This window comes from Serratia sp. TMDUHS_CL (assembly GCF_037137105.1).
GTDB classification, from domain to species: domain Bacteria; phylum Pseudomonadota; class Gammaproteobacteria; order Enterobacterales; family Enterobacteriaceae; genus Serratia; species Serratia nevei.
In genome coordinates this window covers 88839-108937 of record NZ_JBBBDV010000016.1, presented here as the reverse complement: position 1 = coordinate 108937, position 20099 = coordinate 88839, and the positions used below count along the sequence as shown (strand labels likewise).

16 protein-coding genes are annotated in these 20099 nt (G+C 60.8%); 6 read left to right on the top strand and 10 right to left on the bottom strand.

Annotated features, from left to right (window positions below):
- Positions 1–63 precede the first annotated feature (63 nt).
- The 3 genes from glnG to glnA all read right to left on the bottom strand — a co-directional run bounded on the left by glnG (position 64) and on the right by glnA (position 4137).
- The gene (glnG, locus tag WCL58_RS22950) at positions 64–1476 is read right to left on the bottom strand and encodes a nitrogen regulation protein NR(I) (RefSeq protein WP_015379452.1); all 1413 of its coding nucleotides are present in this window, start codon (positions 1474–1476) and stop codon (positions 64–66) included.
- 8 nt (positions 1477–1484) lie between these two features.
- Positions 1485–2534, bottom strand: a complete 1050-nt coding sequence (gene glnL / locus WCL58_RS22945; protein ID WP_004931246.1) for a nitrogen regulation protein NR(II) — start codon at positions 2532–2534, stop codon at positions 1485–1487.
- A gap of 193 nt (positions 2535–2727) precedes the next feature.
- Complete coding sequence (glnA, locus tag WCL58_RS22940) at positions 2728–4137, bottom strand: glutamate--ammonia ligase (RefSeq protein WP_019452181.1); 1410 nt, start codon at positions 4135–4137, stop codon at positions 2728–2730.
- Positions 4138–4507: 370 nt separating this feature from the next.
- Between glnA and typA the strand changes: the two genes are divergently transcribed.
- The 5 genes from typA to fabY all read left to right on the top strand — a co-directional run bounded on the left by typA (position 4508) and on the right by fabY (position 9436).
- Positions 4508–6331, top strand: coding sequence for a ribosome-dependent GTPase TypA (gene typA, locus WCL58_RS22935; protein WP_004931243.1), 1824 nt, complete (start codon positions 4508–4510; stop codon positions 6329–6331).
- A 166-nt stretch (positions 6332–6497) separates the two neighbouring features.
- Positions 6498–7088, top strand: coding sequence for a glucose-1-phosphatase (yihX, locus tag WCL58_RS22930; protein ID WP_060425015.1), 591 nt, complete (start codon positions 6498–6500; stop codon positions 7086–7088).
- A gap of 51 nt (positions 7089–7139) precedes the next feature.
- On the top strand, positions 7140–8033 hold the full coding sequence (locus tag WCL58_RS22925; protein WP_049201866.1) for a virulence factor BrkB family protein: 894 nt from the start codon (positions 7140–7142) through the stop codon (positions 8031–8033).
- A complete protein-coding gene (dtd, locus tag WCL58_RS22920) occupies positions 8030–8467 on the top strand; it encodes a D-aminoacyl-tRNA deacylase (protein WP_025304712.1) in 438 nt (145 codons plus the stop codon). Before WCL58_RS22925 ends, dtd begins: the two co-directional genes overlap by 4 nt.
- A 21-nt stretch (positions 8468–8488) precedes the next feature.
- The gene (fabY, locus tag WCL58_RS22915) at positions 8489–9436 is read left to right on the top strand and encodes a fatty acid biosynthesis protein FabY (RefSeq protein ID WP_004931235.1); all 948 of its coding nucleotides are present in this window, start codon (positions 8489–8491) and stop codon (positions 9434–9436) included.
- Between the two features lie 38 nt (positions 9437–9474).
- On the opposite strand, the gene WCL58_RS22910 is transcribed toward fabY, so the two are convergent.
- Together WCL58_RS22910 and WCL58_RS22905 are read right to left on the bottom strand one after the other, a co-directional pair.
- On the bottom strand, positions 9475–11136 hold the full coding sequence (locus WCL58_RS22910) for an AsmA family protein (protein ID WP_336851634.1): 1662 nt from the start codon (positions 11134–11136) through the stop codon (positions 9475–9477).
- A 128-nt stretch (positions 11137–11264) separates the two neighbouring features.
- Positions 11265–12665: a nucleobase:cation symporter-2 family protein gene (locus WCL58_RS22905; RefSeq protein WP_019452186.1), complete on the bottom strand. Its 1401-nt coding sequence runs from the start codon at positions 12663–12665 to the stop codon at positions 11265–11267.
- A 240-nt stretch (positions 12666–12905) separates the two neighbouring features.
- Here WCL58_RS22905 and gltS point away from each other — a divergent pair, with 240 nt between their 5' ends.
- On the top strand, positions 12906–14117 hold the full coding sequence (gene gltS / locus WCL58_RS22900) for a sodium/glutamate symporter (protein ID WP_038872558.1): 1212 nt from the start codon (positions 12906–12908) through the stop codon (positions 14115–14117).
- Between the two features lie 42 nt (positions 14118–14159).
- Here the strand turns inward: gltS and recG are convergent, their stop codons facing one another.
- The 5 genes from recG to gmk are packed head-to-tail and all read right to left on the bottom strand — an operon-like array spanning position 14160 to position 20022.
- Positions 14160–16241, bottom strand: a complete 2082-nt coding sequence (gene recG, locus WCL58_RS22895) for an ATP-dependent DNA helicase RecG (protein ID WP_060441442.1) — start codon at positions 16239–16241, stop codon at positions 14160–14162.
- Positions 16238–16933: a tRNA (guanosine(18)-2'-O)-methyltransferase TrmH gene (gene trmH / locus WCL58_RS22890; RefSeq protein WP_060425007.1), complete on the bottom strand. Its 696-nt coding sequence runs from the start codon at positions 16931–16933 to the stop codon at positions 16238–16240. The genes recG and trmH overlap by 4 nt, the downstream gene beginning before the upstream one ends.
- A 5-nt stretch (positions 16934–16938) precedes the next feature.
- Complete coding sequence (gene spoT / locus WCL58_RS22885; protein WP_019452189.1) at positions 16939–19050, bottom strand: bifunctional GTP diphosphokinase/guanosine-3',5'-bis pyrophosphate 3'-pyrophosphohydrolase; 2112 nt, start codon at positions 19048–19050, stop codon at positions 16939–16941.
- 18 nt (positions 19051–19068) lie between these two features.
- Complete coding sequence (gene rpoZ, locus WCL58_RS22880) at positions 19069–19344, bottom strand: DNA-directed RNA polymerase subunit omega (protein WP_004931221.1); 276 nt, start codon at positions 19342–19344, stop codon at positions 19069–19071.
- Between the two features lie 54 nt (positions 19345–19398).
- Complete coding sequence (gmk, locus tag WCL58_RS22875; protein ID WP_004931218.1) at positions 19399–20022, bottom strand: guanylate kinase; 624 nt, start codon at positions 20020–20022, stop codon at positions 19399–19401.
- Positions 20023–20099: the final 77 nt, after the last annotated feature.

Below are 20099 nucleotides of genomic sequence, written 5' to 3'. Positions count from 1 at the left end.
GTAAAGCCTGCGGTTGGCGTTTTTTTGTGCGCCGGACTGCGTTTTTCATCATCCATCCCGCTCCTATTCCATGCCCAGCTCTTTGAGCTTGCGGGTCAGGGTATTGCGCCCCCAGCCCAGCAGGCGCGCGGCTTCCTGTTTGTGCCCTTGGGTGTGGCGCAGGGCGGTGGTGAGCAGCGTGCGCTCCATTTCCGGCTGCGCTTCTGACAGCAGGTTTTGATGACCGGAACGCAGCGCGCGATCGGCCCACTGCGCCAGCAGCGTGGCCCAGCTGTCCGGCAGACTGTGGCTGGGGCTTTCCGGCGCGGCGGTTTCGAACAGCTCACCCGGCAGATCCTGGATCAGCACTTCCTGCCCGGCGGCCATCACCGTCAGCCAGCGGCAGGTGTTCTCCAGCTGGCGCACGTTGCCCGGCCAGGGCAGGCGGGTCAGCGCGGTTTCGGTTTCCGGGTGCAGGTTCTTGGCCTCGACGCCTAACTCTTTGGCGGCGATCTGCAGGAAGTGGCGCGCCAGCCGCGGGATGTCTTCACGGCGCTCGCGCAGAGGCGGCAGGTGTACGCGGATCACGTTCAGGCGGTGGAACAGATCCTCGCGGAACTTGCCTTCCTGCACCCGCAGCTCCAGGTTCTGGTGCGTGGCGGCGATGATGCGCACGTCGACCTTCACCGGCGCATAGCCGCCGACCCGGTAGAACTGGCCGTCTGCCAGCACCCGCAGCAGGCGCGTTTGCACGTCGAGCGGCATATCGCCGATCTCGTCGAGGAACAGTGTACCGCCGTCGGCCTGTTCAAAGCGGCCCTGACGGATTTGGTTCGCGCCGGTGAAGGCGCCTTTCTCGTGGCCGAACAGCTCGGACTCGATCAGATCCTTGGGGATGGCGGCCATGTTCAGGGCGATGAACGGCGACTTGGCGCGCGGGCTGTGGCGGTGCAGCGCATGCGCCACCAGCTCCTTGCCGGTGCCGGATTCGCCGTTGATCAACACGCTGATCGACGAACGCGACAGCCGGCCGATGATGCGAAACACGTCCTGCATCGCCGGCGCTTCGCCGATGATGTCCGCCGCCGGATCGCTGGCCGGCTGGCTGCGCACCGGCTGCTGCTGCTCCTGATAATGGCTGATGGCGCGCTCGACCAGCGCCACCGCTTCGTCGATGTCGAACGGCTTCGGCAGGTAGTCGAAGGCCCCTTGCTGATAGGCGCTGACGGCGGCGTCCAAATCCGAATGCGCGGTCATGATGATCACCGGCAGCATCGGATGGCGCTGTTTGATCTGCTTGAGCAGCGCCAGGCCGTCTATACCCGGCATGCGGATATCGGACAGCAGCACGTCGGGGGTTTGCGTGGCCAAGGCTTCCAGCACGTCATTGCCGCCTTCGAAGGTGGCGCAGCTCAGGCCCGCGCCGGTGAGCGCACGCTCAAGCACCCAGCGGATGGAGCTATCGTCATCGACGATCCAGACTATCCCTCGTTGCATAGCAAACCTCACTGACGAATGGGCAGGTAGACCGAGAATTCGGTATGACCTGGCCAACTGTTGAATTCAATTTTTCCGCAATGCTGATCGATAAGATTGCGGGCGATGGATAATCCCAGGCCGGTACCGCCTTCACGGCCGCTGACCATCGGGTAGAACAGCGTGTCCTGCAGCTGCGCCGGTACGCCGGGGCCGTCGTCTTCGACGTCGATGCGCGCCGCCAGGCGGTAGCGGGTGCCGTGCAACGTAATCTGAAACGCGGTGCGGGTGCGCAGCGTGATGGTGCCGCCCGCTTCGCCCAGCGCCTGCAGCGCGTTGCGGGTGATGTTCAGCAGCACCTGTTCAATCTGATCCGGGTCGTGGGCCATTTCCGGCAGGCTCGGATCGTAGTCGCGCACCAGCGTGACGTTATCCGGCATTTCCAGCGACACCAGCTGGCAGACGCGCTCCGCGACCTGATGAATGCTCTGGGTAATGTGCTGGCCGGGCCGCTGTGGGCCGAGCAGGCGATCCACCAGATTGCGCAGCCGATCGGCCTGCTCAATGATCACCTTGGTGTATTCGGTCAGCGCCGGATCGGGCAGCGCCTTGGCCAGCAGCTGCGCCGCGCCGCGCAGGCCGCCCAGCGGATTCTTAATCTCGTGCGCCAAACCGCGCACCAGATCGCGAGCCGCCACCTGTTGAGCATGCTGCAGCTGTTCCTGGCTCAGGCGGCGCTGATTGTCCATCGGCGCCAGCTCGACCAGGATATAGCCTTCCGGCAGCGCCTGAGCGGTCAGGGAAAGGATATGCGCGCGGCCGTCGACCACCAGGGTCACTTCGTTGTCGGTGAAGCCCTGACCGGCGCGCAGGCTTTCGCGCATCAAAGAGACGTTCAGCGAAAAATAACCGAGCAAATCGGGCAGCGGCGTGCCGAACAGCTTGCGGGAGCTTTGCGCCAGCAGCTGCTGTGCCGCCGGGTTGGCGTAGTGAACCGCCAGTGAGTCATCCAACAGCAGGATGCTGTTGATGAGTGAATTGAGGATCTGCCCAGCATCGGGCAGCTTGCCAGTTGCCATACAGCAGACTCCTGCACCTTTTTAGTGCATCTATCCTACTCCATCCGGGATCGGCGCGGTATGGAATAGTTTTGCAGAAAATACGGTGGAGAAAAAAACCCATCCGAAGATGGGCTGAAAGTTTCCACGGCAACAAAAAAGCGATAACAAAAATGTGGGCGCCGCCCACCTGTGCAGACGGCGCGGGTAGGGCTTAGACGCTGTAGTACAGTTCGAACTCAACCGGGTGTGGCGTCATGCGAACGCGGTCCATCTCTTCTTTGCGCAGTTCGATGTAGGCATCGATCGCATCGTCGGTGAACACGCCGCCGCGGGTCAGGAACTCGCGGTCTTCGTTCAGTGCGGCCATTGCTTCGTCCAGCGAGCCGGCCACTTTTGGGATCTCGGCTTCTTCTTCCGGCGGCAGGTCGTACAGGTTTTTGTCCATGGCGTCGCCAGGGTGGATCTTGTTGATGATGCCGTCCAGGCCGGCCATCAGCAGCGCGGCGAAGCACAGGTATGGGTTAGCCGCCGGATCCGGGAAGCGGGCTTCGATGCGGCGCGCTTTCGGGCTGGAGACCACCGGGATACGGATGGACGCGGAGCGGTTACGGGCGGAGTAAGCCAGCATCACCGGCGCTTCGTAGCCTGGCACCAGACGCTTGTACGAGTTGGTGGTCGGGTTGGCCAGGGCGTTGATCGCTTTGGCGTGCTTGATGATGCCGCCGATGTAGAACAGCGCGGTTTCAGACAGGCCGCCGTATTTGTCGCCGGCGAACAGGTTGGTGCCGTTCTTGGACAGCGACATGTGGCAGTGCATGCCGGAACCGTTGTCGCCGAACATAGGCTTCGGCATGAAGGTCGCGGTTTTGCCGAAGGCGTGCGCCACGTTGTGCACCACGTATTTGTAGATCTGAATTTCGTCGGCTTTCTTGGTCATGGTGTTGAAGCGGGTTGCCACTTCGTTCTGACCGGCGGTTGCCACTTCGTGGTGGTGCGCTTCAACCACCAGGCCCATCTCTTCCATGGTCAGACACATGGTGGAACGCAGATCCTGCGAAGAGTCGACCGGTGGAACCGGGAAGTAACCGCCTTTCACCGCCGGACGGTGGCCTTTGTTGCCGCCGTCGTATTTTGTACCGGAGTTCCAGGCGCCTTCGATGTCGTCGATGGCCACGTGGGAACCGCGGATGCTGCTGCCGAAGCGGATGTCGTCGAACAGGAAGAACTCAGGCTCTGGCCCGAACAGCACGGTATCCGCGATGCCGGAGGAGCGCAGGAAGTCTTCGGCGCGTTTGGAGATGGAGCGCGGGTCGCGATCGTAGCCTTGCATGGTGCCCGGCTCGAGAATGTCGCAGCGAATGATCAGCGTAGGTTCTTCGAAGAACGGATCCAGAACCGCCGTGCTGGCGTCCGGCATCAGCACCATGTCAGATTCGTTGATGCCCTTCCAACCACCGATAGAGGAGCCGTCAAACATTTTACCTTCTTCGAAGAAGTCGGCGTTTACCTGGTGAGCCGGGATAGTCACGTGCTGTTCCTTACCCTTGGTGTCAGTGAAACGCAGGTCTACGAATTTCACTTCATGCTCATTCAGCATCGTCAAAACGTGTTCAGCGGACATACTTAACTCTCCCGGTTTATCATTGTCGTCGTCGTGGAACGAATCTGTGGAACTGGCTTTTTTTCGCCTTGAAAAGACTAAAGCGAAAAGCGTGCCAACTTTTAGAAAAGGCTTTTATCGCCTCTCTGCGCGGGTTTTACCCAGCCACAGTATGCACCATCAACGATAAATTGCACTGTTATGGTGCAATAAGGGTGGGCGCGGGCACCGAAATGGTGCAAAAGTGCAACGATTGCGGCTTTTTGCACCGTGAAAGGGATCACAAACTGACCGGTACGCGGTTGTTTATAAGAGATGGTTGTGATCTTGTTTAGTCCCTCGCTTAATACGTGTACAATAGCGCGCTATTTCTAATGCCCGAGGCAAAGCTGTGATCGAAAATTTGCGTAACATCGCCATTATTGCCCACGTTGACCATGGTAAAACCACCCTGGTTGATAAGCTGCTGCAACAATCCGGTACTTTCGGAGAGCGTGCGGAAGCGACCGAACGCGTAATGGACTCCAACGATTTGGAGAAAGAGCGTGGGATTACCATCCTCGCAAAAAACACCGCCATTAATTGGAACGGTTACCGTATCAACATCGTGGATACCCCAGGACACGCCGACTTCGGCGGCGAGGTAGAGCGCGTGATGTCGATGGTTGACTCGGTGCTGCTGGTTGTGGATGCAATGGATGGCCCTATGCCGCAAACCCGCTTCGTGACCAAGAAGGCCTTCGCCAACGGTCTGAAGCCGATCGTGGTCATCAACAAGGTTGACCGTCCTGGCGCGCGCCCTGACTGGGTTGTGGATCAGGTGTTCGACCTGTTCGTGAACCTCGACGCGACCGACGAGCAGCTCGACTTCCCGATCATCTACGCTTCTGCGCTGAACGGCATCGCCGGCGTCGACCACACCGACATGGCGGAAGACATGACCCCGCTGTATCAGGCGATCGTCGACCACGTGTCTGCGCCGCAGGTTGAGCTGGAAGCGCCATTCCAGATGCAGATCTCCCAGTTGGACTACAACAACTACCTGGGCGTTATCGGCATCGGCCGCATCAAGCGCGGTAAAGTGAAGCCGAACCAGCAGGTCACCATCATCGACAGCGAAGGTAAAACTCGCAACGGTAAAGTGGGCAAAGTGCTGGGTCACCTGGGTCTGGAGCGTATCGACAGCACCCTGGCGGAAGCGGGCGACATCATCGCCATCACCGGCCTGGGCGAGCTGAACATCTCCGACACCATCTGCGACACCAATGCCGTAGAAGCGCTGCCGGCGCTGTCCGTCGACGAGCCGACCGTAACCATGTTCTTCAACGTCAACACCTCGCCGTTCTGCGGTAAAGAAGGTAAGTACGTAACGTCGCGTCAGATCCTTGACCGTCTGAATAAAGAGCTGGTACACAACGTAGCGCTGCGCGTTGAAGAAACCGACGATGCGGACGCCTTCCGCGTATCCGGCCGTGGCGAACTGCACCTGTCGGTGCTGATCGAAAACATGCGTCGCGAAGGTTTCGAGCTGGCGGTTTCCCGTCCGAAAGTTATCTTCCGTGAAATCGATGGCCGCAAGCAGGAGCCATTCGAGAACGTAACGCTGGATATCGAAGAGCAGCATCAGGGTTCCGTGATGCAGGCGATGGGTGAGCGTAAAGCCGACCTGAAAAACATGGATCCGGACGGTAAGGGCCGCGTGCGTCTCGACTACGTGATCCCAAGCCGCGGTCTGATCGGCTTCCGTAACGAATTCATGACCATGACTTCGGGTACCGGCCTGCTGTACTCCACCTTCAGCCACTACGACGACGTGCGTCCGGGCGAAGTGGGCCAGCGTCAGAACGGCGTGCTGATCTCCAACGGCCAGGGCAAAGCGGTAGCGTTCGCGCTGTTCGGCCTGCAGGATCGCGGCAAGCTGTTCCTGGGCCACGGTGCAGAAGTGTATGAAGGCCAGATCATCGGTATTCACTCACGCTCTAACGACCTGACCGTAAACTGCCTGACCGGTAAGAAGCTGACCAACATGCGTGCTTCCGGTACTGACGAAGCGACTACCCTGGTTCCGGCCATCAAAATGACCCTGGAGCAAGCTCTGGAGTTCATCGATGACGACGAACTGGTAGAAGTGACGCCAACCTCGATCCGTATCCGTAAGCGTCACCTGACGGAAAACGATCGTAAGCGTGCCAGCCGCGGTCCTAAAGACGCTTAATCGCTGATTGAGTGTCTCATGCTTAGGGCGCGGTTCTCGCGCCCTGAGTTTTTTCCTCTGTTGTTCCCCGTTTGTGCGGCGCGCTATGCGCTTTTCCGTTCGCTCCCTGTTCAGCTGTTCCTTTTCCCGCTACAGTGAAATCTCACCGGCCCATCAGGAGAGGACTATGCTGTATATCTTTGATTTAGGTAATGTGATCGTCGATATCGATTTCAAGCGTGTGCTGGGCGTGTGGAGCAATTTGAGCGGCACGCCGTTGGCGGTGCTGTCCGATCGTTTCACCATGGGTGAGGTATTCCAGCAACATGAACGCGGTGAAATCAGCGACGAAGACTTCGCCGGCAAGCTGTGCGATGAAATGGGCATCGCGCTCAGCTTCGAGCAATTCGCCACCGGCTGGCAGGCGGTATTTGTCGCGCTGCGCCCGGAAGTAATCGACATCATGCAGCGCCTGCGCAACGAGGGTCACCGGGTGGTGGTGCTGTCGAACACCAACCGTCTGCACTGCAACTACTGGCCGCAGCACTATCCTGAAGTGGCCGCCGCCGCCGATCATCTTTATCTGTCGCAAGATCTCGGCATGCGTAAGCCGGAGGCCGATATCTATCAACATGTGCTGGCTGCGGAAAACACCGCCGCCGCCGACGCGGTGTTCTTCGACGATCACCCGGCGAACGTCCTCGCCGCGCAGGCGCTGGGGATCAAGACGGTGCACGTCACCGATCGCGACGTGGTGCCGGCCTATTTTGCCCAATGAGCGCAGGGCGCGTTAAGCTTAAGGCGTATCAACTGACATCAAGGAGTGACCATGTCGTTTTTCCGCCGCAAGAAGCTGCCCTCTGCGATTAAGCCCGGCGTCACCTTCGGACGGTTGCTGTACCAGCGTATCGATCACGATGGCCTGACGATGTTGGCGGGCCATCTCGCCTATGTTTCCCTGCTGTCGCTGGTGCCGCTGGTCACCGTGGTGTTCGCGCTGTTCGCCGCTTTCCCGATGTTTTCCGACATCAGCGAACAGCTGAAGAGCTTCATCTTTTCCAATTTCGTGCCGGCCGCCGGCAACGTCATACAGAACTACCTGGAACAGTTCGTCGCCAACTCCAACAAGATGACCGCCGTCGGCACCTGCGGGCTGATCGTCACCGCGCTACTGCTGATCTCCTCGGTGGACAGCGTGCTGAACACCATCTGGCGCAGCAAGAACAAGCGGCCGATCGTCTTCTCCTTCGCCGTGTACTGGATGGTGCTGACGCTGGGGCCGCTGCTGGTGGGTGCCAGCATGGCCATCAGCTCCTACCTGCTGTCGCTCAACTGGCTGGCACAGACCGGCGTCAACGGTTTGGTGGATCAGGTGCTGCGCATCTTCCCGCTGATTTTGTCGTGCATCTCCTTCTGGCTGCTGTATTGCATCGTGCCGACGGTGCGGGTGCCGCCCAAAGACGCGCTGATTGGCGCGGTGGTGGCCGGATTGCTGTTCGAGCTGGGCAAGAAGGGATTCGCGCTGTACGTCACCATGTTCCCCTCCTATCAGCTGATTTACGGCGTGCTGGCGGTGATCCCGATTTTATTCCTGTGGGTCTACTGGAGCTGGTGTATCGTGTTACTCGGCGCGGAAATCACCGTGACCATCGGCGAATACCGCGACTACCGCCGGCAGAAGGCGGAGCAACAGGAACAGAAACCAGAAGGGCAGCAGGAATGATTGCGTTGATTCAACGGGTGTTAAACGCCAGCGTCACGGTGGGTGGCGAGACGGTAGGCAAGATTGGCCCCGGTTTGTTAGTGTTATTGGGCGTGGAGCAGGGCGATAACGAGCAAAAAGCGCAGCGCCTGTGCGAACGCGTGTTGGGATACCGCATTTTCGGCGACGAGAACGACAAGATGAATCTCAACGTCCAGCAGGCCGGGGGCAGCGTGCTGGTCGTTTCGCAGTTCACCCTGGCGGCGGACACCCAAAAGGGCATGCGGCCCAGCTTCTCGCGCGGTGCTGCGCCGCAGGAAGCCGATCGGTTGTATCAATATTTTGTTGGCCAGTGCCGCGAACGCGGCGTAGAGACCCAGACCGGCGAGTTCGCCGCCGACATGCAGGTGGCGCTGGTCAACGATGGTCCGGTGACATTCTGGCTACAGGTCTAAGCATTCGGAGAACAGGCGTCTATGTATCACCTACGAGTACCCGTAACAGAGCAAGAACTGAAGGAGTATTACCAGTTTCGCTGGGAAATGCTGCGCAAGCCGCTGCACCAGCCGGTGGGTTCGGAAAAGGATGCCTATGACGCCATGGCCCATCACCAAATGGTGGTGGACGAGGCCGGTAAAATCGTCGCCATCGGGCGGCTGTACATCAATGCCGACAACGAGGCGGCGATCCGTTTTCTGGCGGTAGACCCGACGCTGCAGGATAAAGGGCTGGGGACGCTGGTGGCGATGACGCTGGAGTCCGTTGCGCGGCAGGAGGGCGTGAAGCGGGTGGTGTGTAGCGCCCGTGAGGACGCGGTGGACTTCTTCGCCAAGCTGGGGTTCGTCAATCAGGGGGAGATCACTGCGCCGCAGACCACCCCGATCCGCCACTTTTTGATGATCAAACCGGTAGCGACGCTGGACGATATCCTGCATCGCCCCGACTGGTGCGGCCAACTGCAGCAGGCCTGGTATGAACATATCCCGCTGAGCGAAAAGATGGGCGTGCGCATCAGCCAATACACCGGCCAGCGCTTCGTCACCACCATGCCGGAGATCGGCAACCAGAATCCACACCATACGCTGTTCGCCGGCAGCCTGTTCTCGCTGGCGACGCTGACCGCCTGGGGGCTGATTTGGCTGCTGCTGCGCGAGCGCCATCTCGGCGGCACCATCATTCTGGCGGACGCGCACATTCGCTACAGCAAACCGATCACCGGCAGGCCGCGGGCGGTGGCGGATCTCGGCTCGCTGAGCGGCGATTTGGCGCGTCTGGCGCGCGGCCGCCGCGCGCGCGTACACGCCGAAGTACATCTGTTCGGCGACGAGGATAAAGGCGCGGTGTTCGAAGGCACCTACATGGTGTTGCCGGCCGAGCCGGATGTGCCGTTGGATCAGGGCGGTTCTGAAGCGCTGGAAGAATAAGGCGGCGGCCCTGCCCTGAGGGCGGGCCGCGCAGTGCATTACGGCAGTTGTTGGTTCACCGCTTGGCCGTCGCCGGTGGTGGCCTGCAGATTGCCCTTCAACGAGGCTTTGAACGGCCCGTCGCTGTTCAGCAGCCCTTTCAACTGCAGCTCAAGGTTGCCGTCGCCCGTCAGCGGCACCGGCTGCCATCCCCATTGCTGCAAAGTGTTGATCGGTACCGATCGGCCGTGCAGCGTCAGCTGGAACGGCTTGCCCGGCAGCTGATCGACGGTCGCTTTGGCCTCAAGCAACCCATTAGGCATAAAGGCGCTGAGCTCGGTGACGGCGATCTGATTGGCGTCGGCGTTCAGCGCCAGCGAAGGGCGCCGCACGTCTATCTTGTTGAAGGTCGCTTCGCTGCCGTTCAGGTTCAGCGAGCCGGACCAGATGCCCCATTGGCGATCGCGCGCCAGCAGCAGGTTGCTGCCGTAGCCGTCCAGCGCGGTGATCTGGAACGGGAATGCCGGGTTGATATCGATGATCAGATTGCGGTTGGTGGTCAGTTTAGTGACGTACACCTCCGCCAGCCAGTCCGGCAGCGGTTTCAGCCACAGCTCGCGCCAGTCGATCGGCAGGGTGTACTCCAGCGCCGCCATGGCCACTTCATCCAGCTGCAGGCGTTTGCCGGCGCGCAGCCAGTTGCCGGAGGTGCGCAGCAGCCCGCCTTCCCAGCGGGTGGTGAATTGCTGAATGGCGATGCCGGCGGAAGAGAGCCGCAGGGTGGCGATCGGATCGATCAGGTGGAAACTGCCGTTGATCACGTCGCCGGCGTTGACGTTGAGCGAGCCGTCTTCGCTGCGCCAGTCGCCTTTTTCGATACTGACGTTTTGCAGCGACAGATCGAGATCGTTAAACGCCCATGCCTTGCCTTCCAGGCGCGCGTCGATCAGATCGAAACGCTTGAGGGTGACCGGCGGCAGCGTGGTAAAGCGCTGCATGAATTCCGCCAGCGTCAGCGGGGTCTGCATGCGCACGCCGCTCAGCCGCAGGCGATCCACCTGCCAACTGCCGTCGGCCGCGCGGCTGGCCACGCCGGTCAGATCGCCCTGCGCCAGATTGGCACCGAAGTTGTTCAACAGCAGCTGGCCCTGTTTTTGCTCCCCCTGCACCAACACCTTCGAGGCGGGTATGCCGTTCAGCGTCATCGAACCGGCGCTGAACTGGAACTGGTTGTTGTCCCCCAGCAGATGGCCGGCCAGCGGGCGCCACGGCGTGATGCCGGCAGTGACCTGCTGCGCGTTGAGCTGCCACTCGCTATCGTTGGACTGCAACGCCATGTTGCTCAGCTGCAGCACGTCGGCCTGTACAGGCAGCGCCGCCGCCTGCGGCTGCACGTTCAGCGTGCCGTCGCGCAGCGTAACGCTGTGGAAATAGCGCGGTTCGGTGATTTGGCGCAGGCTGAGGCCGAGATCGACGCGTTTGGCGACCAGCGCCTGCGGCTGGCCGTTGCGCGCCAGCTGCACGTCTTCCAGAGCGATCTGGTCCGGCTGGCTCCACGAATGGGTGATTTTTCCTATCGACAGGCGGTATTCGCTGTTGTCGCTGATCCAGGCGCTCAGGCGGCCTGCTGCCCAGTGAGTTTGCCCGACCAGGTACAGTACCACCACCGCCAACACGATCAGCAGCAGCAACGTCAGCAACAGCTTTCCGATAAATTTCATCGTCTACATCCGCATCGGTCAAAAAAGATACCCTGTTTATGCCGCAATTGGCCGGGCATCTCAAGGGCAATGGTCTGATAGACAATAAAAAACGGCCGCAAGCGGCCGTTTGAACATCAATGGACGGGTTACTTTTTCTCGTGTTCCTGCGGGAACACCAGGTTCAGCACGATGGCGGTAATACCGCCGGCGGCGATGCCGGAAGAGAGCAGGGTTTTCAGCCAGTCCGGCGCGAACTGCAGGATCAGCGGCTGCTGGGAGACGCCCATGCCGACGGCCAGCGACAGCGCCATGATCATGATGGCGCGACGGTTCAGACGCTCGCGCGACACGATGCGCACGCCGGAGGCGGCGATGGTGCCGAACATCACGATGGTCGCGCCGCCCAGGACCGGCTCGGGAATGTGCTGTACGAAGCCGGCCACCGCCGGGAACAGCCCCAGCGCGATCAGCATCAGCGCCACCACGAAGCCGACGTAGCGGCTGGCGACGCCGGTCAGCTGGATCACGCCGTTATTCTGGCCGAAGCAGGAGTTGGGGAAGGTGTTGAACACCGCCGACAGCATCGAGTTCAGGCCGTTGGCCAGCACGCCGCCCTTCAGGCGCTTCATGTACAGCGGCCCGCTGACCGGCTGTTCGGAGACGTCGGAGGTGGCGGTGATGTCACCGATGGTTTCCAGCGAGGTGACCATAAAGATCAGCATCAGCGGCAGCAGCAGGTTCCAGTCGAAGCCCAGGCCGTAATAGAGCGGCGTGGGGATGGTGATCGCCGCCGTGGGGGCCGCCGGTGCGTCGGCGGGCAGCATGTCCATCGCCCAGGCCAACAGATAGCCGACCGCCATGGCGATCACCAGCGAAGCCACGCGCAGATAAGGGTTGCGCTGGCGGTTCAGCAGGATGATCACCGCCAGCACCGCGCCGGCCAGCAGCAGGTTTTTCGGCGAGCCGAAGCTGTGATCGTTCATCGCGGCGTAGCCGCCGCCGATCGAGGTCAGGCCGACCTGAATCAGCGACAGGCCGATGATCATCACCACGATGCCGGAAACCAGCGGGGTGATGATGCGGCGCGCCAGATGCAGCACGCGCGACAGCAAAATTTCGGTGCAGGAAGCGACCATCAGGGTGCCGAACAGCGCGGCCATCATGGTCGGCACGTCGGCGCCGCCGTTTTTCAGCGCCAGACCGCCCATGATCAGCGGCGAAACGAAGTTGAAGCTGGTGCCCTGAATCGACAGCAGCCCGGAACCCACCGGCCCCCAGGTTTTGATTTGCAGAATGGAAGCCAGACCGGAGGCGAACAGCGACATGCTGATGATGTGCTGGGTATCCTGTGCCGGCAGGCCCAGCGCCTGGCAGATCAGCAGGGCCGGAGTGATCACCGCGACGAACATCGCCAGCAGATGCTGGCCGGCGGCAAACAGCGTTTGCGGCAGCGGCGGGCGATCTTCCAGGCGATAAATCAGTTCACTGGCGCGGGGTTCTGAGGCGGCTTGGCGCGCGGCATCAAGCTCGGAGGATGACATGCTCATGGTGTGGCGTTTCCAGATACGGCAAAGCAGGCATTTTAATGCTCCGCCCCGCAAAAGCAAACGGTTGCGCGTAAATATTATGTTGCCGACTTTCTCGCTTATGTCGCATTTTCATTCATTTTTTCTTGTCATCTCAGCGTTTTTTACTTTTAATCCTGCACTCATCAAGTTTAAAAACTAAGTGGTTTTCTATAACTTATTATTTTTATTTGGATCTTTTCCCTTACATGGAGTACCTGGATGTTTCATCTTGATACTTATGGCACGTTAGTCGCGGCGACGCTGGTTTTGCTCCTCGGGGGCAAGTGCGTCAGAACCATTCCTCTGCTGCGAAAATATACCATTCCTGCTCCCGTCGCCGGCGGTTTGCTGGTGGCTCTCCTGCTGTTAGCCCTGAAAAAGCTCGTCAACTGGGAAATCAGTTTTGACATGTCGCTGAAGGACCCGCTGATGCTGGCCTTCTTCGCCACCATCGGCCTGAACGCCAACCTGGCGCGTTTGCGCGCCGGCGGCAAGGTGCTGGTGGTGTTCCTGTTCGTGGTGCTGGGGTTGCTTATCGTGCAGAACGCCATCGGTATCGGCATGGCGAAAATGCTGGGGCTGGATCCGCTGATGGGCCTGATCGCCGGGTCGATCACCCTGTCGGGCGGGCATGGTACCGGGGCGGCCTGGAGCAAGCTGTTCATCGAGCGCTACGGTTTTGAAAACGCGACGGAAGTCGCCATGGCCTGCGCCACCTTCGGGCTGGTGCTGGGCGGCCTGATCGGCGGCCCGGTGGCGCGCTATCTGGTCAAGCACTCTTCCACGCCGGAAGGCACCCCGGAAGACAGCGTGCAGCCGAGCGGCTTCGAGAAGCCGGAAAGCGGCCGCCTGATCACTTCGCTGGTGATGATCGAAACCATCGCCATGATCGCCATCTGTCTAAGCCTGGGGCAGCTGATTGCCGGCCTGCTGAGCGGCACGGTGTTTGAACTGCCGAACTTCGTTTGCGTGCTGTTCGTCGGGGTGATCCTCAGCAACACGCTGGCCTTCACCGGTTTTTATACCGTGTTCGAGCGGGCGGTATCGGTGCTGGGCAACGTCAGCCTGTCGCTGTTCCTGGCGATGGCACTGATGAGCCTGCGCCTGTGGGAGCTGGCCTCGCTGGCGCTGCCGATGCTGGCGATCCTGGCGGTGCAGACGCTGGTCATGGCGCTGTACGCGATCTTCGTTACCTACCGGGTGATGGGTAAAAACTACGACGCGGCGGTGCTGGCTGCCGGCCACTGCGGCTTCGGCATGGGCGCCACGCCGACGGCGATCGCCAACATGCAGGCGATCACCGATCGCTTCGGTCCGTCGCACGTGGCGTTTTTGGTAGTACCGATGGTGGGGGCGTTCTTTATCGATATCGCCAATGCCATCGTCATCAAGCTGTATCTGCTGCTGCCGGTGTTCCCGGCGGTGGGGTGATATCGCGAGTCATAATGAAAAGGGCGCCTGCGGTGCCCTTTTTTATGCGTTGGAGTAGCGTGCCTTCTCCGGCAGCCAGCGTTCTATCAGCGCCTGGGCGTGCTCCGGATAGTGCTGATGGAGATGGCGAGCGACGCGCTGCACTTCGGGGATCATCGCCTGGTCGCGCAGCAGGTCCGCCACCTTGAATTCGGCGCTGCCGGTCTGGCGGGTGCCAAGCAGCTCGCCCGGGCCGCGGATCTCCAGATCGCGCTGCGCGATGACGAAGCCGTCGTTGCTGTCACGCAGCACCTGCAGGCGCGTTTGCGCAGTCTTGCTCAGCGGCGTTTTGTACAGCAGCACGCAGTGTGAGGCCACGGCGCCGCGTCCTACGCGGCCGCGCAGCTGGTGCAGCTGCGCCAGGCCCAGCCGCTCCGGGTTTTCGATGATCATCAGGCTGGCGTTCGGCACGTCGACGCCGACTTCGATCACCGTAGTGGCGACCAACAGCTGCAGCTCGCCCTGTTTAAACGCCTGCATCACCGCCTGCTTTTCCTGCGCTTTCATGCGGCCGTGCACCAGCGCCACCTTCAGCTCCGGCAGCGCGGTTTTCAATTCTTCCCAGGTGGCTTCCGCCGCCTGCGCTTCCAGCAGTTCGGACTCTTCGATCAGCGTGCACACCCAGTAAGCCTGCCGCCCCTCTTCCAGACAGGCGCTCTTCACCCGTTGAATGATGTCGGCGCGGCGGGTATCGGGAATGGCGACGGTGGTCACCGGCGTGCGGCCCGGCGGCAGCTCGTCGATGACCGAGGTATCGAGATCGGCATAGGCGGTCATCGCCAGCGTGCGTGGGATCGGCGTGGCGGTCATGATCAGCTGATGGGCGTGGAAGCCCTGTTCTTCGCCTTTCTCCCACAGCGCCAGCCGCTGATGCACCCCGAAGCGGTGCTGCTCATCGATGATCACCAGCGCCAGGCCGTTAAATTGCACCTGCTCCTGGAAGATGGCGTGGGTGCCGACCACCATCGACACCTGACCGCTGGCGATGGCCTCCTGCTGCGCGATGCGCGCCTTGCCTTTCTGTTTGCCGGCCAGCCAGCCGACCTCCAGCCCCAGCGGTTCGAACCACTGGCGGAAATTGTTGGCGTGCTGCTCGGCCAGCAGCTCGGTCGGCGCCATCAGCGCCACCTGCTTGCCGTGCGCGATAGCGCGCAGCGCCGCCAGCGCCGCCACCAGCGTTTTGCCGGAGCCGACGTCGCCCTGCACCAGTCGCATCATCGGGAAGTCTTTTTGCATATCGGCTTCGATGTCGGCCACCACGCGCGTTTGCGCGCCGGTCGGCGAGAACGGCAGCTGGGCGAGAAAACGGTTTTTCAGCCGATCGTCTGGCAGCAGCGGCTGCGCCTGGTAACTCTGGGCGCCGGCGCGCACCGCCAGCATGCTGAGGTTATGCGCCAGCAGCTCTTCGAGGATCAGGCGTTTTTGCGCCGGGTGTTTGCCCAGCTCCAGATCCGCCAGCTGGATGTCCGGCGGCGGGCGATGCAGGGTGTGCAGCGCCTGCGGCAGGCTCATCAGGCCGCCGCTCAGCTCCGACGGCAGCAGTTCGGCGATGGCGCAGGTATCCAGCAGCTCCAGCGCCTGATCGGTCAGCTTGCGCAGCGTGGCTTGCCGCACCCCTTCGGTGGTGGGGTAGACCGGCGTCAGCGACTCCTGCAGCTCGACTTCGCTGGCTTCGCCCTGAATGCGGTATTCCGGATGGATGATCTCCGCGCCGTGGTTGCCGCGTTTGATCTCGCCGTAGGCGGTCACGCGGCGGCCGGTGGCCAGGCTGTTCTTCATCGCGGCGTTGAAGTTGAAGAACCGCATGGTGAGGATGCCGGTACCGTCGCTGATCTGGCAGGTCAGCATGCGGCGGCGGCCGAAGCTGATGTCGCTGCGCAGCACTTCCCCTTCTACCGTGGCGTAGATGCCCGGCAGCAGATCGTTGATCGGGTAGAGGCGAGTGCGGTCTTCGTAGCGCAGCGGCAGGTGCAGCAGCAGATCCTGAATGGTCTCGAGGCCAAGCTTGGCCAGTTTGCCCGCCTGGCTGGCGCCAACCCCGGAAAGCGTGGTGAGTGGGACAGCATCCAGCAGGCGGCCTTTCATTTGCGCACCGTCGCCTGCATGGCCGCCCACCATTCGGCGCTGGCGATCACCTGGCCCTGCTCGTCAATCTGCGGGCGTGGCAGCCCTTTGCGCTTGGCCACGTTGGCCAGCACCGGGTAGCCGCCTTCGAACAGCAGACGCTGCTGCTCTTCTTCATCCAGCATACTGTTGTCGCGGCGATACAGGCCGGCGTTCTGCCGCTGGCGCTGCGCTTCATACAGGATCAGTGCCGAGGCCACGGAGACGTTGAGCGATTGCACCATGCCGATCATCGGAATGACGATGTCCTGATCGGCCAGCGCCAGCGCTTCTTCGGTGATGCCGGTTTTTTCCTGGCCGAGCAGCACGCAGGTGGGCCGGGTGTAATCCACCTCGCGGAAATCGACCGCGCGCGCAGACAGATTGGTGGCCAGAATTTGCATGCCCTGCGCTTTCAGGTGACCGACCGCGTCGCCGATGGAGCGATGGGTTTTGACGCTGACCCAGCTGTTGCTGCCGGCGGCGGAGGAAACCAGGGTGCGCATGCGGGTGGTGGGCCACACGGCGTGGACCTGATGCACGCCGACGGCGTCGGCGGTGCGGATAATGGCGGAGACGTTATGCGGCTTGTGCACTTGCTCCAGGCAGACCGTCAAATCCGGCTGCCGGGTCGCGAGCATTTCACAAATCCGCGCATAGCGTTCAGGACTCATAAGCGCTAGTTTCGGTTGCGGTTAACTTTGATCACATCCGGCATGATACGGATTTTACGCATGATGTTTGCCAGATGGATGCGATCGCGGGTGGTCAAGCGGATAAAGGCGCTATAAACCCGACCGTCTTTCTCTTCGGTGTTCAGGCTCTGAATATTGGACTCGGCTGCGTTGATCGCCGCCGTCAGGTTGGCCAGCGCGCCCTGGTGGTTGAACATGTCCACCTTGATCTCGGCGATGAACTCCTGCTCGGTCTCTTTATCCCACTCGACCGCCATGAACTTCTCAGGCTCTTTCTGATAGCCGCGAATATTGCGGCAGGATTCATGGTGGATCACCAGCCCTTTGCCCGGGCTGACGTGAGCGATAATCGGGTCGCCCGGAATCGGACGGCAGCACTTGGCGAAGGTGATCAACACCCCGTCGGCGCCCTTGATGGCCAGGTTACGCACGCCGGAGGAAGCGCCCAGGCTGGACTGATCGCCCTGCAGGTTCTTCGCCACCACCACGCTCATGGCGTTGCCGAGGCCGATTTCCGCCAGCAGATCGTCCAGCGTCGCCAGCTTCATGCGGTCCAGCTCGTGCTGAATGTTTTCCTGCGGGATTTCGGCCAGCTTGCGGCTGCCGCCCAACGCGTGGTTGAGCAGACGGCGGCCGAGGCCAACGGAGTCGTCGCGCTTGAGATTCTTCAGCATCTGGCGAATTTTGGCGCGCGCTTTCGAGCTGACTACGAAGTTCAGCCAGGCGGCGTTGGGCCGTGCGCCCGGTGCGGTGATGATCTCGACGGTCTGGCCGCTGGTCAGCGACTGCGACAGCGGGTATGGCTGACGATCGACGCGCGCGCCGACGCAGGCATGGCCGATATCGGTATGCACCGCATAGGCGAAATCGACCGGCGTGGCGCCGGCGGGCAGCTCGACGATGCGGCCTTCCGGGGTGAAAACGTAAATCTCATCCGGGAACAGATCGGATTTGACGCTCTCGATAAATTCAAACGAACTGCCGGCGCTTTGCTGCAGCTCCAGCAGGCTTTGCATCCAGCGCTGGGCGCGGATCTGCGCCGTGGTGCCGGTTTCGCCCTGTTCTCTTTCCTTGTAAGCCCAGTGCGCGGCCACCCCCATCTCAGCCATCTGATCCATGTCTTCGGTGCGGATCTGCACTTCGACCGGCACGCCGTGCGGGCCGATCAGCGAGGTATGCAGCGATTGATAGCCGTTGGCCTTGGGAATGGCGATGTAATCTTTCACTCGCCCCGGGCGTGGTTTGTACAGGCTGTGCACCTGGCCGAGCACGCGGTAGCAGGTATCGACCTCTTTCACGATCACCCGGAACGCGTAGATATCCATGATGGAATGGAAACGCTGTTCTTTGAGGTGCATCTTGAGGTAGATGGAGTAGAGGTGTTTTTCCCGCCCGCTGACGCGGCAGGCGATGCCAGCTTCGGTCAGTCGCCCTTCGATCTCGGAGAGGATTTTTTGAATCATCTCTTTGCGGTTGCCGCGCGCGGCTTTCACCACTTCCTTGATCACGCGATAACGGTTCGGGTACAGCGCCTCGAAGCCCAGCTCTTCTAGCTCGGTCTTCAGGTGATGAATACCCAGACGGTGGGCGAGCGGGCTGTAGATTTCCAGGGTTTCACGCGCGATGCGTCGGCGTTTGTCGGGGCGCAGCGAACCGAGGGTGCGCATGTTGTGCGTACGGTCGGCCAGCTTGATCAGCACGACGCGGATATCCTGCACCATCGCCATGATCATCTTGCGGAAGTTTTCCGCCTGCGCTTCTTTCTTGTCCTGGAACTTCAGCTTGTCGAGCTTGGAGACGCCCTCAACCAGTTCGGCGACGCTCTTACCGAACAGCTGTTCCATATCTTGATAGGTGGCTGGGGTGTCTTCGATGACGTCGTGCAGCAATGCCGCCATCAGCGTCTCGTGATCGAGACGCATTTCCGCCAGGATGCAGGCCACGGCGACCGGGTGAGTAATGTAAGGCTCACCGCTGGAGCGTGTCTGGCCCTCGTGCGCGTCGCGCGCGACGAGGTATGCCTGTTTGAGGCGCTTAATCTGCTCCTCGGGCAGGTAACGTTGAATCAGCAGATTCAGGCTTTCAAACAGGTACAAGGCGGACTCGCAGTCTAATTAACGACGACCTTCAGCAATCGCGGTAACCGCTTGAATCTCTGCGGCTTCCTGCTCTTGCTGTTCCTGGCGCTCACGCACGTCGAGGATCTGGCTGGTGATCAGGCCTTCTTCGATTTCGCGCAGGGCGATAACGGTGTACTTGTCGTTCTCTTCCGGAACCAGTGCATCTTTGCCGCCGGTCTGGATCTGACGCGCCCGACGAGCAGCGACCAACACCAGGTCAAAACGGTTACCAATTTTCTCTACAGCGTCTTGAACAGTTACGCGTGCCATATTTGTGCTACTCCACAGGTGACGAAAAGACTGGGCATGATACTGAAACTGCCTTCAGTCTGCCAATAGTTTGCTGATTAAAGCGTCATGCCGCAGCAACTGGCGGCCCAAACGCAGGCGTTCGGCGCGAATGATGGTCTTCAGATCGGACAGCGCCAGATCGAAATCATCGTTCACAATCAGGTAATCGTACTCCGCATAATGCGTCATTTCCGCCACGGCCTGAGCCATGCGCTTGGCGATCACCTCTTCGGAATCCTGCCCGCGCCCGCGCAGGCGGCGGCCCAGTTCTTCCTTCGACGGCGGCAGAATGAAGATGCTGCGCGCCTGCGGCATTTTGGCGCGGATTTGCTGCGCGCCCTGCCAGTCGATATCCAGAAACACGTCTACGCCGGTCGCCAACACTTGTTCGATGGCGGCGCGCGAGGTGCCGTAATAGTTGCCGAACACTTCGGCGTGCTCAAGAAACGCGTCCTGCTCGATCATCCGGCGGAATTCGTCTTTCGAGACGAAGAAATAGTGTTCGCCGTGATTTTCACCCGGGCGGCTGTCGCGCGTGGTGTGCGAAACCGAAACCTGCGTGTCGTACAGCGGTTGCGTCTTTAACAAAGCCTGAATCAGACTTGATTTACCTGCGCCACTGGGAGCAGAGACAATATAAAGCGTGCCTTGAGCCATGATGATGTTCGTTGATAACGGTTGATATGCCAATAACAGCGGATGTGTATTTTCTCCGCACAGTATACACGGCTAAC